The 14,457-nt window shown below is 72.9% G+C and carries 11 protein-coding genes; 5 read left to right on the top strand and 6 right to left on the bottom strand.

The genetic code is table 11. The features are described from left to right. Positions 1-28 precede the first annotated feature (28 nt). From AB0G74_RS12055 to AB0G74_RS12035, 5 genes are all read right to left on the bottom strand, one after another. Positions 29-3,160 carry an efflux RND transporter permease subunit gene (locus AB0G74_RS12055; RefSeq protein WP_361143901.1) on the bottom strand — a complete coding sequence of 1,044 codons (3,132 nt, stop codon included), beginning with the start codon at positions 3,158-3,160 and terminating at the stop codon, positions 29-31. 163 nt (positions 3,161-3,323) lie between these two features. After that, entirely contained in the window at positions 3,324-4,004 is a 681-nt protein-coding gene (locus AB0G74_RS12050; protein ID WP_361143898.1) for a response regulator transcription factor, read from the bottom strand. Then, a complete protein-coding gene (locus AB0G74_RS12045) occupies positions 4,001-5,425 on the bottom strand; it encodes a histidine kinase (RefSeq protein ID WP_361143896.1) in 1,425 nt (474 codons plus the stop codon). Before AB0G74_RS12045 ends, AB0G74_RS12050 begins: the two co-directional genes overlap by 4 nt. Positions 5,426-5,600: 175 nt before the next feature. Then, complete coding sequence (locus AB0G74_RS12040; protein ID WP_361143893.1) at positions 5,601-5,879, bottom strand: hypothetical protein; 279 nt, start codon at positions 5,877-5,879, stop codon at positions 5,601-5,603. Positions 5,880-6,067: 188 nt separating this feature from the next. Then, positions 6,068-6,850: a PspA/IM30 family protein gene (locus AB0G74_RS12035; RefSeq protein WP_361143890.1), complete on the bottom strand. Its 783-nt coding sequence runs from the start codon at positions 6,848-6,850 to the stop codon at positions 6,068-6,070. A gap of 386 nt (positions 6,851-7,236) precedes the next feature. Here AB0G74_RS12035 and AB0G74_RS12030 point away from each other — a divergent pair, with 386 nt between their 5' ends. The 4 genes from AB0G74_RS12030 (at position 7,237) to AB0G74_RS12015 (ending at position 12,354) form a co-directional block, all read left to right on the top strand. Then, positions 7,237-7,833: a DUF3043 domain-containing protein gene (locus tag AB0G74_RS12030; protein WP_361143887.1), complete on the top strand. Its 597-nt coding sequence runs from the start codon at positions 7,237-7,239 to the stop codon at positions 7,831-7,833. A 164-nt stretch (positions 7,834-7,997) separates the two neighbouring features. Next, positions 7,998-8,723 (top strand): class I SAM-dependent methyltransferase, encoded by a 726-nt coding sequence (locus AB0G74_RS12025; RefSeq protein ID WP_361144148.1) that lies wholly within the window; start codon positions 7,998-8,000, stop codon positions 8,721-8,723. A gap of 309 nt (positions 8,724-9,032) precedes the next feature. Continuing rightward, entirely contained in the window at positions 9,033-10,814 is a 1,782-nt protein-coding gene (locus AB0G74_RS12020) for an ABC transporter ATP-binding protein (RefSeq protein ID WP_361144145.1), read from the top strand. A gap of 373 nt (positions 10,815-11,187) precedes the next feature. After that, a complete protein-coding gene (locus AB0G74_RS12015) occupies positions 11,188-12,354 on the top strand; it encodes a trypsin-like peptidase domain-containing protein (protein WP_361143884.1) in 1,167 nt (388 codons plus the stop codon). Between the two features lie 132 nt (positions 12,355-12,486). Here AB0G74_RS12015 and AB0G74_RS12010 read toward each other — a convergent pair whose 3' ends face one another. Beyond that, the gene (locus AB0G74_RS12010) at positions 12,487-12,693 is read right to left on the bottom strand and encodes a hypothetical protein (RefSeq protein ID WP_361143881.1); all 207 of its coding nucleotides are present in this window, start codon (positions 12,691-12,693) and stop codon (positions 12,487-12,489) included. A 90-nt stretch (positions 12,694-12,783) separates the two neighbouring features. On the opposite strand from AB0G74_RS12010, the gene AB0G74_RS12005 reads away from it, so the two are divergent. Continuing rightward, on the top strand, positions 12,784-13,980 hold the full coding sequence (locus AB0G74_RS12005) for a bifunctional adenosylcobinamide kinase/adenosylcobinamide-phosphate guanylyltransferase (RefSeq protein WP_361143878.1): 1,197 nt from the start codon (positions 12,784-12,786) through the stop codon (positions 13,978-13,980). Positions 13,981-14,457: the final 477 nt, after the last annotated feature.

Below are 14,457 nucleotides of genomic sequence, written 5' to 3'. Positions count from 1 at the left end.
CCCCGGTCAGGCTGTGCCTTCCAACGGGCTACGCGTTCTGGAGGCTCCGCCCCTCCTCGCCCGCATCGGCGCCGGGCGGCGTCTGGCCCGACTTCCGGGCCCGCTTGGCCGCCTTCTTCGCCGCCCGGCGCTCCTTGCGCAGCTCGACCATCGTGTAGAGGGTCGGCACGAGCAGCAGCGTCAGTACGGTCGAGGAGAGCAGCCCGCCGATCACCACGACCGCCAGCGGCTTGGCGATGAAGCCGCCCTCGCCGGTGATGCCCAGGGCCATCGGCAGCAGCGCGAAGATCGTCGCCAGGGCCGTCATCAGAATCGGGCGGAGCCGGTGCCGGCCGCCCTCGATGACCGACTCGACCACCCCGAGGCCCTGCTTGCGGTACTGGTTGATCAGGTCGATCAGCACGATGGCGTTGGTGACCACGATGCCGATCAGCATCAGCATGCCGATCAGGGCCGGTACGCCCATCGGGGTGTTGGTCGCCAGCAGCAGACCGATCGCGCCGGTCGCCGCGAACGGGATGGAGACCAGCAGGATCAGCGGCTGGATCAGCGACCTGAAGGTGGCGACCAGCAGCATGAAGACGATCGCGATCGCCGCCAGCATCGCCAGGCCGAGGGAGGCGAACGCCTCGTCCTGGTCCTCGGAGACCCCGCCGATGGAGGCCGTCGCGCCCTCCGGCAGATCCAGCTCCTTCAGCTTGGTCTGCAGATCGGAGCTGACCGCCCCGGTGTTGTCACCGGTCGGCTTGGCGGTGATGGTGGCGGCCCGGGAGCCGTCGATCCGGGTCATGGAGACCGGTGCGGGCGCCAGCCGGACGTCCGCGATCTGACCCAGCTTCACCGCGCCGAGCGACAGCTCGCGCAGCTCGGCCATGGTCTTCGCGGGCCTGGCCGAGGCGACCACGACATCGCGCTCGGAGTCGCCGATGACCGCCTTGGCGGCGATGGTGCCCCGGACGGCCTGGGTGACGGCCGCGCCGAGCGCCGCGTCGTTGAAGCCCGCCGCCGCGGCGGACGGCTTGGCCGTGACGGAGATCCGGGGGATGGACTGCGCCAGGTCGCTCTGGACGTCGGTGACGTCGTCGAGACCGGCGATCTCCTTCCGTACCGCCTCGGACGCCGTCTTGAGGACGGCCGGGTCGGCGGCCTTCACCACGACGCTCAGGTCCTGGTTGCCGAAGCCGTCGCCCGCGGCGATGGTGGTGTCCCCGATGCCGTCGAGCTTCGCCAGCTCGGCGTCGAGCCGGTCGCGGACCTTGTCGTAGTCGCCGCCGTCCTTCAGGGTCATCTGGTACGACGCCTGGTTGACCCCGGTCGAGCCGCCGAAGGCCGCGAGGAATCCGGCGGAACCTACGGTGACCTGGTAGTTCTCCAGCTCGTCGATGCCTTCGAGGACCTTTTCGACCTTCTTGGCCGCGGCGTCGGACGCCGCCAGACCGGTCCCGGCGGGCAGCTCCTGACGGAGCGACATCACTTCCTGCTCGCCCTGGTCGAAGAAGTTGGTCTTCAGCAGCCCGGCCATGCCGAACGTTCCGGCGAGGACGACGAAGGCGATCACGACACTGGTGATCCGGCGGCGGGTGGCGAACCGGAGCACCGGGACGTACGTCCGCTGGAGCCTGCTGCGCTCCTCCTTCTCCTCCGCGATCCGCCGGGCCTCGTCGGCGTCGAGGTCCCGGACGTCCTTGGGGGCGCGCAGGAACCAGTACGAGAGGACCGGGACGACGGTCAGGGAGACCAGGAGGGACGCCAGCAGCGCCGCCGTGATGGTCAGCGAGAAGGAGCCGAAGAGGGAGCCGATCATCCCACCGGTCAGACCGATCGGCAGGAAGACCGCGACCGTGGTCAGGGTGGAGGAGGTGACCGCGCCCGCGACCTCCTTGACGGCGGTGACGATCGCGGTATGGCGCTCCTCGCCGTACCCCAGATGGCGCTTGATGTTCTCCAGCACCACGATCGAGTCGTCGACGACCCGGCCGATGGCGATGGTCAGGGCGCCGAGGGTGAGCATGTTGAGGGAGAGGTCGCGGGTCCACAGCACGATCAGCGCCAGCACCACCGAGAGCGGGATGGAGACCGCGGTGACGAGGGTGGAGCGCAGGGACGCCAGGAAGACCAGGATCACGATCACGGCGAAGAGCAGACCGAGCGCGCCCTCCGTGGTCAGTCCGGAGATCGCCTTGGAGACCGCCGGGCCCTGGTCGGAGACGACGGTGACCTCGGCCCCGGAGCCCAGGTCGCGGCGCAGCTCGGGCAGTTCGTCCTTGACCGCGTCGGAGATCGCGACGGCGCTGCCGTCGTTGTCCATGAAGACATAGACCGCGAGGCTCGACTTGCCGTTGGTCCGGGTCAGGGCGTCGGCGGGGGCCGGGGTCTGGGTGACCTTCGCCAGGTCGCCGACCCGGACCGGGCCGCCCTTGGCCCGGGGGATCCGCAGTTCCTCGATCTGCTTCAGATCGGTGTATCCACCGCCGACCTGGACCGTACGGCTCTTGCCGTCCTCCTCGAAGGAGCCCGCGGGCACGGTGGCGCCGCCCGCCCGCAGCGCCTCGGCGAGGCTCTGGACGTTCAGACCGGCCGCGGCCAGCCTGGCGTCGTCGGGGGTGACGGAGATCTCCAGGTCGCGTACGCCGTCGACGGAGACCTGGCCCACGCCCTCGATGTCCTCGATCGCCGGGAGGACGACCCGGTCGAGCTGGTCCGCGAGGGCCTGCTGGTCCTTGTCGGAGCTGACGGCGAGGACGACGGCCGGGATGTCGTCGGTCGAACCGGCGAAGACCTCGGGTTCGACGCCCTGCGGCAGCTCGGCCCGGGCCCGGTTCACGGCCTGCTGGACATCGGCGACGAGCTGCTGGGTGCCGTCGCCGTAGTCGAAGCTGGCGGAGAGGATCGCATTGCCCTCACTCGCCGTGGAGGTGATCCCCTTGATGCCGTCGACGGCCTCGATGGAGCTTTCGAGGGGTTCGACGACCTGCTTCTCCACGACGTCGGGGGACGCGCCGGGATACGTCGCGAGCACCGACACCACCGGGAGTTCGATGGTGGGGAGGAGCTGCTGCTTGATCTGGGGAATGGCGATCGCGCCGAAGACGAGTGCCACGATCGACATCAGCCCGACGAGGGCGCGCTGTTTCAGACTGAATCTGGACAGCCAGGACATGGGGTTCGACTCTCCTTCGTGGCCCGCCCCCGGGGTCGGCGCCCGGGGTTCCGGGGCGGCTGTGGCCCGCTTATACGATCAGCCACGCGAAGGGCGGACCCGTCGCCCCCAGGTCCCGTTCTTTATGCCGCGCATACCGCAGTTGGAGTATGCGGTCCGGAAATCACTCCACCCTCGGACGTACCAGCCCCGACTCGTAGGCCACGACGACGAGTTGGGCCCGATCACGGGCGCCCAATTTGGCCATGGCCCGGTTCACATGGGTCTTCACGGTCAGCGGGCTCACGGCCAGCCGTTCGGCGATCTCGTCGTTGGAGTGGCCGCCCGCGACCAGGACCAGGACCTCCCGTTCCCGGCCGGTGAGCGCGTCCAGCCGGTCGGAGTACGGCTCGGGATCGTCGTCGTCCGTGCCGCCCTGGGCCAGGAACTTGGCGATCAGCCCCTTGGTGGCGACCGGGGAGAGCAGGGCCTCACCGGCGGCGGCGATCCGGATCGCGTTGAGGAGTTCATCGGGCTCGGCGCCCTTGCCGAGGAAGCCGGACGCCCCGGCCCGCAGCGACTGGACCACGTACTCGTCGACCTCGAAGGTGGTCAGCATCACCACCCGTACTCCGTCGAGTTCGGGATCGGCGCTGATCAGGCGGGTGGCGGCGAGACCGTCCATCCCGGGCATCCGGATGTCCATCAGGACCACGTCGGGGCGCTGGGAGCGGGCCAGTTCGATGCCTTCGGCGCCGTCGGCGGCCTCCCCGACGACCGTCATGTCCGGTTCGGAGTCCACCAGCACCCGGAAGGCGCTGCGCAGCAGTGTCTGGTCGTCGACGAGCAGCACCCTGATGGTCATCCGTCCTCCCCCGTACGCGCGGTGAGGGGCAGTATGGCCTGTACCCGGAAGCCGCCGCCGTAGCGGGGTCCGGTGGTGAGCCGGCCGCCGAGGGCGCTGACGCGTTCGCGCATCCCGAGCAGTCCGTGGCCGGTGCCGCCGATCTCATGGGGCGGGGTGCCGTCGCCGCCGCCCGCGTCGGGGGTGGCTCCGGGGTCGGGTCTGCGGGCGCCGTCGCCGTTCCGCGGTGAGCCGTACGCGCCCCTCGTCCCGCCGGGGCCGCCGGGGCCGCCGGGGCCGTCGTGGGCGGCCGGGCCGGGGGGCGGGGTGCCGCCCGGTGTCCGTTCCGGGGCTGCGGCCGTCGGGACCCGGCCGCAGATCCCGTTGTCGAGGACGGTGACCTCCAGGGTCGACCCCACCCGGATCACACTGACCTCGGCCCGGGCGTCCGGTCCGGCGTGCTTGCGGACGTTGGTGAGCGCCTCCTGGATGATCCGGTACGCGGCCAGGTCGACGGCGGCGGTCCGGCGGGTGCCCTCGTCGGCCCTGGCCACCTCGACGGGCAGCCCGGCCTGGCGGAAGGTGGTGACGAGTTCGTCGAGGACGTCGAGTCCCGGGGCGGGTTCGGTGGGCGCCTCCGGGTCGCCGGACTGGCGGAGCAGACCGACGGTGGCGCGCAGTTCGTTGAGCGCCGAGCGGCTGGCCTCCCGGACATGGGCCAGCGCCTCCTTCGCCTGGTCCGGGCGCCGGTCCATGACATGGGCGGCGACGCCCGCCTGCACATTGACCAGGGCGATGTGGTGGGCCACCACGTCGTGGAGGTCGCGGGCGATCCGCAGCCGCTCCTCGGCGACCCGGCGGCGGGCCTCCTCCTCGCGGGTGCGTTCGGCGCGTTCGGCCCGCTCCCGGATGGCGTCGACGAAGTCGCGGCGGCTGCGGACCGCGTCCCCGGCCGCGGCGGCCATCCCGGTCCAGGCGAAGATCCCCAGGTTCTCCTGGGTGTACCAGGGGGTGGTGCCGAACCACATCGCGGCGCCGGTCAGCACCGTCATGGTGAGCACTCCGACCCGCCAGGTGGTGGCCCGGTCGGTGCGGGACGCCACGGTGTAGAGGGCGATGACCGCGGCCATGGCGACCGGGGCGGGCCGTTCCCCGTAGACGAGTTCGATCACGGCCAGTACGCCGGTGAGGACCAGGACGGCCGGGGGGTTGCGGCGGCGGCGCACCAGCGCGGCGGCGGCCAGGCACATCAGCGCCAGACTGTGGGCGTCGGGGGTGCCGACCCGCATCCGGGGACCGTGCTCGCCGTAGCCGTACGGGTCCACGAAGGAGCCCGCGACCATGGAGAAGAAGACGAGGGCGGCGATGGCGCCGTCGAGGGCCGTCGGGTGTTCACGGAGCCAGCACCGAGTGCGGTCGAATCCGGTGGCGAGGGGGGTCACGACAAGCAACGGTACGGCGTGCCCGGGGCGCCGGAGCCCGATCGGGGGTATCGCGTAGGCCACGGTACGGCGCCGGAACGGGCGCCGCCCCGCGCACCGGACCCCGGCGGCGGGGGCGGTGGGCGGGGCGGTCCGGCGGGGTGCGGTGCCCGGGGGCGCCGGAGCGCCGCGGCGGTCAGCCGGGAATGAAGCCCCATTCGCCGAACAGTTCGCGGACCTCTTCCAGGGTGGCCCCGGGGGCCGGGAGGATCAGCTCGGACGGCTCCAGGGTGTCGTCGGGCAGCGCCTCCCCCAGCTCCCTGACCCGGCTGAGCAGGGCGCCGTAGGTGCGGCGGAAACCGTCCTCGTCGCCCTGTTCCAGCTCCGCGAAGAGTTCGTCGTCGAGCTTGTTCAGTTCGGCGAAGTGGCTGTCCGCCAGCCTCACCTGGCCCTCCCCCATGATCCGTACGATCATGACGAGCCCCTTACCTTCGTCGCGCTGTCGGTCTGTCCGGTCGAGCTGCGGTATTGGTCTTCGGTGTTGGTGTGGCTGGTGCGCCGGCGCCGGTTCGGATGGTGCGGCGCCGTCACCGGTGCCGCCCGCCCGTCAGTGCTGGTTCAGCGCTTGCCCTGCCTGTTCCAGAGCCTGCCTCACTGCTTGCCTCAGTGCTTGTTGAAGTCCGGACGGCCGTCCTGCGTGGTGCCGTTGCCGCCTTCGATGGCCTGCTGGGCCGGGCCGCTGCCGCCCGCCAGTTCGGCCTTCATCCGCTGGAGCTCCAGCTCCACGTCCGTGCCGCCGGAGATCCGGTCCAGCTCGGCCGCGATGTCGTCCTTGGCCATCCCGGACGGGTCGTCGAGCGCGCCCGAGGCGAGCAGCTCGTCGATCGCCCCGGCCCTGGCCTGGAGCTGGGCGGTCTTGTCCTCGGCCCGCTGGATCGCCAGACCGACGTCGCCCATCTCCTCGGAGATGCCGGAGAACGCCTCGCCGATCCGGGTCTGGGCCTGGGCGGCGGTGTACGTGGCCTTGATGGTCTCCTTCTTCGTGCGGAAGGCGTCGACCTTGGCCTGGAGCCGCTGGGCGGCGAGCGTCAGCTTCTCCTCCTCGCCCTGGAGCGTGCTGTGCTGCGTCTCCAGATCGCTGACCTGCTGCTGCAGGGCGGCACGGCGGGACAGCGCCTCACGCGCCAGGTCCTCACGGCCCAGCGCCAGCGCCTTGCGGCCCTGGTCCTGCAGCTTGGCGGACTGGCCCTGCAACTGGTTGAGCTGCAGTTCGAGACGCTTGCGGGAGGTCGCCACATCGGCGACCCCGCGGCGTACCTTCTGCAGCAGTTCGAGCTGCTTCTGGTACGAGTAATCGAGGGTCTCGCGCGGGTCCTCGGCCCGGTCAAGGGCCTTGTTCGCCTTCGCGCGGAAGATCATCCCCATACGCTTCATGACACCGCTCATGGGCTTCGCGCGCCCCCTTCTGACGGACTTCAGCTCCAGCACTCCAACAGAACCCACAGTACGGGCCCTGCCTCCATTACCGCACTGTTCGAGCGCGGATGCGCTCCTCCCCAAGGACGACTGCGTACGGCTTCTGATCCGGCGCAAGGAGTAGACGAGGGTCAGGGTCGCCCCGGCGGGGTACTCCCGGGCGGCCCCTCGGGGCTCTCGCGTCCACGGCTCTTCTCCTCGTCGCTCACCGCGTCCGCGCCACTTCCGTCCGCTGCGATCGGGCCGTTCCGGTGCCGATATCGGTACGGCCTTCACCCAGTACACACGTACGGTGTTGCCGTTTCGTTCCCCACCGGCGTTGGGTCCATGCACTCCACCCCGTACCCTTGGGTTCTGTGTTCCGTAGCCGTGCCAAGACAGAGAAGGCTCCCGCCCAGCAGGTGACGGCGGCCGACTCCCCCCAGACCCGCGATCCGCAGGCTCCCAAGGGCCGTCCCACTCCCAAGCGGAGTGAGGCCGAGAGCCAGCGCCGTCGTGCCGCCACCCAGCCGAAGGACCGCAAGGCCGCGATGAAGCGGGCGCGCGAGACCAGGCGGATGGAGCTGGCGCGTCAGCGCGAGGCCCTGGCCAGTGGTGACGAGCGGTATCTGCCCGCCCGTGACAAGGGCCCGGTCCGCCGCTTCACCCGCGATTTCGTGGACTCCCGCTTCTGCATCGCGGAGTTCTTCCTGCCGATGGCGGTCGTGATCCTGATCCTGAGCATGATCCGCGTCGGTCAGCTCCAGACCGTGGCGCTGCTGCTCTGGCTCGGTGTGATCGTGATGATCGTGATCGACTCGGTCGGTCTCGGACTGCGCCTGAAGAAGCAGCTCCGGGAGCGCTTCCCGGACGAGCCCAAGCGGGGCGCGGTCGCCTACGGTCTGATGCGGACGCTTCAGATGCGTCGGCTGCGTCTGCCGAAGCCGCAGGTCAAGCGGGGAGAACGGCCCTGAGCGGGCAGATTCCGGAACCCCTCGCGGCAGCCACCGCCATCGCCGCCGAACCGGCTGCGACGCCGACCGCCGACGGGCCCGTACCGACCGCTGCCCCGGTACCGCCGGGCGCGCTGCGGGAGGCGGTCCGTCAGGAGCTGCTCGCCCGTCAGCTCGACGAGCAGATCGTGGCCCGCTACCCCGTGGGGCAGCGGCTGCGGATCCTCGACGTCGGCATGGGGCGGGGCGTCCAGGCCCTGCGGCTGGCCAGGGCCGGGCACACCATCACCGGCCTGGAGGCGGACCCGGGGCTGCTGCGCGCGGCTCAGGAGTCGCTGGCGGCCGAGCCCGCCGGGATCCGGGAACGGGTCCGGCTGCTGGAGGGCGACGGCCGGGAGACCGGGGTGCACTTCGCGCCGGGCAGCTTCGACGTGGTGCTCTGCCACGGGGTGCTGATGAACTCCCCGGAGCCGGACGCGGTGCTCGCCGGGATGGCCCGGGTGCTGGCGCCCGGCGGACTGCTCTCCCTCGTGGTCCGGAACGCCGACGGGCTCGCCCTCGGTCCCGGGCTCGCCGGGGACTGGGCGGGTGCGCTGGCGGCGCTGGATCCCGAGGCGACCGGCTATACCGACGAGCGGACCGGGCTGCCGCCGCGGGCCGAGCGGCTGGAGGTACTGACCTCGACCCTCGCCGGGATCGCGGCTCCCCTCCATGTCTGGTACGGGGTCCAGGTCTTCAGCGAATGGGCCGACGACGCCCGGCTGCCGGTGGTCCACGACGACCGTCCGGACGCTCCCCGGCTGGACTCCCCGCAGGTGGAGCGGTTGCTGGCGGCGGAGGACCGGGCCGGGCGGACGGATCCGTACCGGCGGATGGCGGCCCTGCTCCATCTCTGCGGCGTACGGGGCTGACCCCGGCCGCGCCCTCGCGCCGGGCCGTCGGCGGCCACGGTCGTGTACGGCCGACTCCGGGGTGTCCGGACCGGGGCGCTCCGGCGGATCGACCAGTACGCGCCGGTCCGCCGCTCCGGGGCAGGTCTCCGGGGTCGTGCCCGGCACCCACGGGCAACTTCCGCCCCGACTGTTACGCGCCCCCGGTCAGGTACGACCGGGGGTTTTCGCGTCCCCCGACGTGTGAGCACCGAAGAAACCGCCCGTAATGATGAATCCGCCGGTCGGCCGCCCGTTGACGGCGACGCCGGGGCGACGGGCACGCCCGTACTGAGCGCCGGGGAGACCTGGCGGGCGCTGTACGGCCATTTCCGCCCGCACCGCTGGGCCGTGGTGCTCGGCGCGCTCTGCGCCCTGGCGGGGGCCGCCGCCGGGCTGGCCCAGCCGCTGGCCGCCAAGTCCCTGGTCGACAAGCTGGGCACCGACGCCGGGATCGGCGGGATCCTGGTCCTGCTGACGGCGCTGGTACTGGTCGGTACGGTGATCGACGCCGTGGGCGCGTACGTACTCGACCGGACCGCCGAGTCCGTGGTGCTGGCCGCCCGCCGGTCCCTGATCGGCCGGCTGCTGCGGCTGCGGCTGCCCGAGGTGGAGAAGACCCAGCCCGGCGATCTGATGTCCCGGGTCACCTCGGACACGACCCTGCTGAAGGCGGTCACCACCCGGTCGGTGGTGGCGGCGGTCACCGGCGGGGTCACCTTCGTCGCCACGATCACGCTGATGGCCGTGATGGACCCGGTCCTGCTGGGCGTGACCCTCGCGGTGATCGTGCTGATCGGCGGGGCCGTCGCCCTGGTCATGCCGCAGATCTCCAAGGCGACCAAGAAGTCCCAGGAGGCGGTGGGCGAGATCTCCACCGTCCTGGAGCGGGCCTTCGGGGCGTTCCGCACCATCAAGGCGTCCGGCGCGGAGGAGCGGGAGACCGAGGTCGTCAGCCGGGCGGCGGCGACCGCCTGGCGGTACGGGGTGCAGTCGTCGAAGTGGGAGGCCGTGGCCCATACGTCGATCGGGCTCGCCGTCCAGGTGTCGTTCCTGGCGGTCCTCGGCGTCGGGGGCGCGCGGGTGGCGTCCGGGGAGATCCCGGTCTCCACCCTGGTGGCGTTTCTGCTCTTCCTCTTCTATCTGATCGAACCGATCTCGTCGCTGGTGGACGCGGCCACCCAGTACCAGGTGGGTTCGGCGGCGATCGCCCGGATCGTGGAGGCCGAACGGCTGGCGACCGAGGAGCCGGGTCCGGCGGACGCCGCGCCGCCGGCCGCCGCCGGACGGGCGGCGGCGGTCGCCTTCGAGGACGTCCGCTTCCGCTACCGCGAGGACCTGCCGCCGGTCCACCACGGCGTCACGTTCACGGTGCCGGGCGCCGGGATGACGGCCTTCGTGGGCCCGTCGGGCGCGGGCAAGACCACCGTCTTCGGGCTGATCGAGCGGTTCTACGAGGCCGGGGGCGGCCGGGTCCTGGTCGACGGGCGGGACGTCCGGGAGTGGCCGCTGAGAGAGCTGCGGGCCTCCATCGGCTATGTGGAGCAGGACGCGCCCGTACTCTCGGGCACCCTGCGCGAGAATCTCGTCTTCGCCGCGCCGGACGCCACCGACGAGGACATCCGGGACGTGCTGGTACGGGCCAGGCTCGACACGCTGGTCGACCGGCTGCCGGACGGCCTGGAGACCGTCGTCGGACACCGGGGCTCCAAGCTCTCCGGCGGTGAGCGGCAGCGGGTGGCCATCGCCCGGGCGCTGCTGCGCCGCCCCCGGCTGCTGCTGCTCGACGAGGCGACGTCGCAGCTCGACGCGGTCAACGAGATGGCGCTGCGGGACGTGGTGGCGGATGTGGCCCGGGATGTGACGGTGCTGGTGGTGGCGCACCGGCTGTCGACGGTGACCCTGGCCGACCGGATCGTGGTGATGGACGCGGGTGTGGTCCGGGCCGTGGGCACCCATGCCGAACTGGTGGCGTCGGACCCGCTGTACGGGGAGCTGGCGGCGACCCAGTTCCTGGCCTCGGACCCGGCGGTCCCGGGCCCCCGGGAACAGACGGGGACGCCGGTGGGCTGAGGGCCCGGACCGGGCTCGGACCGGGCTCGGGCGGCGGACCGGACTGTCGGCCGCGCGGGCGCCCCGGGGCCGGGGCCGTCGGGAGCGCGCCGGGAAGACCCGGGCGTACTCGCCGCCGGGCGGCTCGGACGGGCCGTGCCCGGTCGGGCCTTCTCGTGGGTGACGCGTTTCCCCGGCGGGGCGCTCCCGGGTGGCGCCTACCCGGGTGGGGCGTTTCCCGAGTGGTGCCGGGCCGGGCGTTTCCCGGTGACGCGATTCCCCGGCGGGGCGCTCCCGGGGCGTGCCTAACCGGGCCGGGCGTTCCCGGGGTGCGGCCACCTGATCGGAGGCGTAGAACAGGCCGTCGGCGGCGGGCGGCGGGGAGACTGCGGGCATGGACGACGCCCCCCGCTCCCGCCGCCACCGTCCCCCGCCGCCCGCCGCCGACTCCGGCCCCGCCCGCCGCTCCCGAGGGGCCCGTCGTACGACCCCGGGCCGCCGCCCGCTCCGGTCGGCCACGGCGCTGGCCGCCGCGATATCCCTGGCCGCCCTGAGCGTGCTGGCCACCGGCTGCGGCGAGGAGTCCGAGCCCGCCGTGACCCCGACGAGCTCCACCCGGGCCGCCGCGCCCCGGGTCGTGGACGACCTCCAGACGGCGTACCAGGACGTCATCGAGGACGTCCTCCCGTCCGTCGTCCAGATCGAGGCGGGCGACAGCCTCGGCTCCGGTGTCGTCTACGACGAGCGGGGCCATCTGATCACCAACGCCCATGTCGTCGACTCCGCCGACTCCTTCCAGATCACCGTCGCCACCGGCGAGGAGCCGGTACCGGCGAAACTCGTCTCCTCCTACCCGGAGCAGGACCTCGCCGTCCTCAAACTCGACCGGGTGCCGACCGGGGTGAAGCCCGCCGTCTTCGGCGACAGTTCACAGGTCCAGGTCGGGCAGATCGTGCTGGCGATGGGCTCACCGCTGGGGCTCTCCGGCAGCGTGACGCAGGGCATCGTCTCCGCCGTCGGCCGGACCGTCACCGAGAGCTCCTCCGGCGGTGGTACCGGCGCCACCATCGGCAACATGGTGCAGACCTCGGCCGCGATCAACCCGGGCAACAGCGGGGGCGCGCTGGTCAACCTCGACAGCCGGATCATCGGCATCCCCACCCTCGCCGCGACCGATCCCGACCTCGGCAACAGCGCCGCGCCCGGAATCGGGTTCGCCATCCCGGCGTCCATGGTGAAGACGGTCGCCGACCAGATCATCACCACCGGCCGGGTCACCGACTCGGGCCGGGCGGCGCTCGGGATCACCGCGCGGACCGTACTCGACGACAATTACCAGCCGTCCGGGACGGCGGTCGTGGACGTCGAGAAGGGCGGCCCGGCCGACGACGCGGGGCTCAAGTCCGGGGACATCATCACCCGGCTGGGATCCGCGCAGATCACCACCATCACGTCCCTGGCGGAGGCGCTGGCGTCGGAGAGCCCGGGCGACAAGGTCGTGGTGGCCTACACGCGCGGCGGGGAACGGCGCTCCGCGCAGGTCACGCTCGGCGAGATCTGACGCGGCGGGTCCGGGCGGGCCGGTCCGGTGGTCGTGAGGGGCTGTGGCCGGGGGTGGTGGCGGTCCCGGGACCGCCACCGCCTCCGCCGCCGTTCGGCATCGGGCGCACCGCTCACCGGTGCGCCACGCGGACTACTCCGGGGCGTCCAGGCTCATCGGGCCGTAGATCACCGTGCTGTCCTCCGAGAGGACGACCTGCCCGGCACCGCCCGCCCGCAGTTCCTTCCAGTGCTCCCCGAGCCAGCTCTCCGCGTCCCCCTGAGTGGTGAACTCCTCGGGTTCCACCGCGGGCGCGACCTGCGTACCGTCGGACTTCTCGAACCGCCACGTCCATGCCATGTCCGCCTCCGGAGGGCTGTAGGTGATCTCCGTCCTGCCCGCAGCGTAGCCGGGCGCGCAACAGGGCCGGGGACGCGGGAGGATCAAGGCGTGGAACTGACTCTGCTCGGCACCGGCGCGCCCGCCGGACTGCCCCGGTCCGACTGCCCCTGCGCGGTCTGCGCCCTCGCCCGCGGCTCACGGGCGAGGGCCGCGACGGCGCTCCTCGTCGACGGGGCGCTGCTGCTCGACCTCACCCCGGGCGCCGCGCTCGCCGCCGCCCGCGCCGGGCACTCCCTGGCGGGCGTACGCCAGGTACTGCTGACCCATCCGCACGACGGGCCCGCCGTGGACCTCCCCCCCGGACTGCCGGCCGCCGGGCGGGTTCCCGACGGGCGGGTACTGACCCTGATCAGCGGGCACCGGGTACGGGCCGTGCCGATGGACCACCCGGGGACGGGGTACGAGGTCACCTCGCCCGCGGGCGACCGGCTGCTCTATCTCCCGCCGGGCGGGGCGCCCGCCGGGCTCGCCGACGGCACCGGGCCGTACGACATGGTGGTCGCCGATGTCGTCGGACGGCCCGACGCGATCGCCCGGCTGCGGGCGGCCGGGGCCGTCGGGCCGACGACCGATGTGGTCGCCGCCCACCTCGACCACGACGTGCCCGGCGGGCCCGAACTCGACCGGCGGCTCGCGGCGGCGGGCGCGCGGGCCGTACCCGACGGGTCGACCCTGCTGGTCGGCGAGTACCACGCCGTGCCGGACGTGCCCCGGCGCACCCTCGTCACCGGAGGCGCCAGGTCCGGCAAGTCCGTCGAAGCCGAACGGCGGCTCGAAGCCTTCCCCGACGTGGTGTACGTCGCCACCGGCGGAACGCGCGGCGAGGACACCGAGTGGGCCGAACGCGTCCGGCTCCACCGCGACCGGCGCCCCGGCACCTGGCGCACCGAGGAGACCTGCGACCTCGTACCGCTGCTCGCCGAACCCGGGCCGCCGCTGCTGATCGACTGCCTGTCGCTCTGGCTCACCGACGCGATGGACCGCGTCGGCGCGTGGGACGACGCGACCTGGGCGGCGGGCGGCGCGGACGCGCTCCGCGCCCGCGTCGCCGAACTGATCCGGGCGATCCGCGAGACCCGGCGCATGGTCGTCGCCGTCACCAACGAAGCCGGCTCGGGCGTCGTCCCCGCGACGGCGTCGGGCCGCCGCTTCCGGGACGAACTGGGGCGGGTGAACGCGGGGGTGGCGGCGGAGTGCGAACACGTCCTCCTGGTGGTCGCGGGCCAACCGCACCCCTTGCGCTGACGCCGCGCGCCTGCCCCTCCGGGTAGACCCCGCGCCTGCCCCGGAGACCGGCGCCGTGCCGCGCCCTCGCCTCTCCGGGTGGGGCCCGGAACCCGGGCCGTGCCCTGGCCCCTCCGGGGCGCCGCGCGCACTGCCCGGGTCGCGCCCAGCCGCTGATTCCTGTTCGCGGTCCGCGGACCGTGGGTGGCTGGTCGCGCAGTTCCGCCCCCTATGCCTTCGGCAATGGGGGGACCCCCAGCGCCTTGACTCTCCACGGCACCGCCCGAACTGCCCGGGCCGCGCCCAGCGGCCTGATGTTGTCGGCGGTCCGCACCACCGTCGTGGCTGTTCGCGCAGTTCCGCCCCCTATGCCTTCGGCAATGGGGGGACCCCCAGCGCCTTGGCCCTCCACGGCACCGCCCGAACTGCCCGGGCCGCGCCCAGCGGCCTGATGTTGTCGGCGGTCCGCACCACCGTCGTGGCTGTTCGCGCAGTTCC

It is taken from the genome of Streptomyces sp. NPDC020875 (genome assembly GCF_040641415.1).
Taxonomy (GTDB): domain Bacteria; phylum Actinomycetota; class Actinomycetes; order Streptomycetales; family Streptomycetaceae; genus Streptomyces.
Note: the sequence above shows the minus strand (reverse complement) of the source record. Positions and strands in the feature narration are given on the sequence as shown.

Excerpts from the sequence above, each read along its gene's own strand:
- AB0G74_RS12055 (WP_361143901.1), bottom strand. The coding sequence starts at position 3,160 with ATGTCCTGGCTGTCCAGATTCAGTCTGAAACAGCGCGCCCTCGTCGGG.
- AB0G74_RS12050 (WP_361143898.1), bottom strand. The coding sequence starts at position 4,004 with ATGACCATCAGGGTGCTGCTCGTCGACGACCAGACACTGCTGCGCAGC.
- AB0G74_RS12040 (WP_361143893.1), bottom strand. The coding sequence starts at position 5,879 with ATGATCGTACGGATCATGGGGGAGGGCCAGGTGAGGCTGGCGGACAGC.
- AB0G74_RS12035 (WP_361143890.1), bottom strand. The coding sequence starts at position 6,850 with ATGAGCGGTGTCATGAAGCGTATGGGGATGATCTTCCGCGCGAAGGCG.
- AB0G74_RS12015 (WP_361143884.1), top strand. The coding sequence starts at position 11,188 with ATGGACGACGCCCCCCGCTCCCGCCGCCACCGTCCCCCGCCGCCCGCC.
- AB0G74_RS12010 (WP_361143881.1), bottom strand. The coding sequence starts at position 12,693 with ATGGCATGGACGTGGCGGTTCGAGAAGTCCGACGGTACGCAGGTCGCG.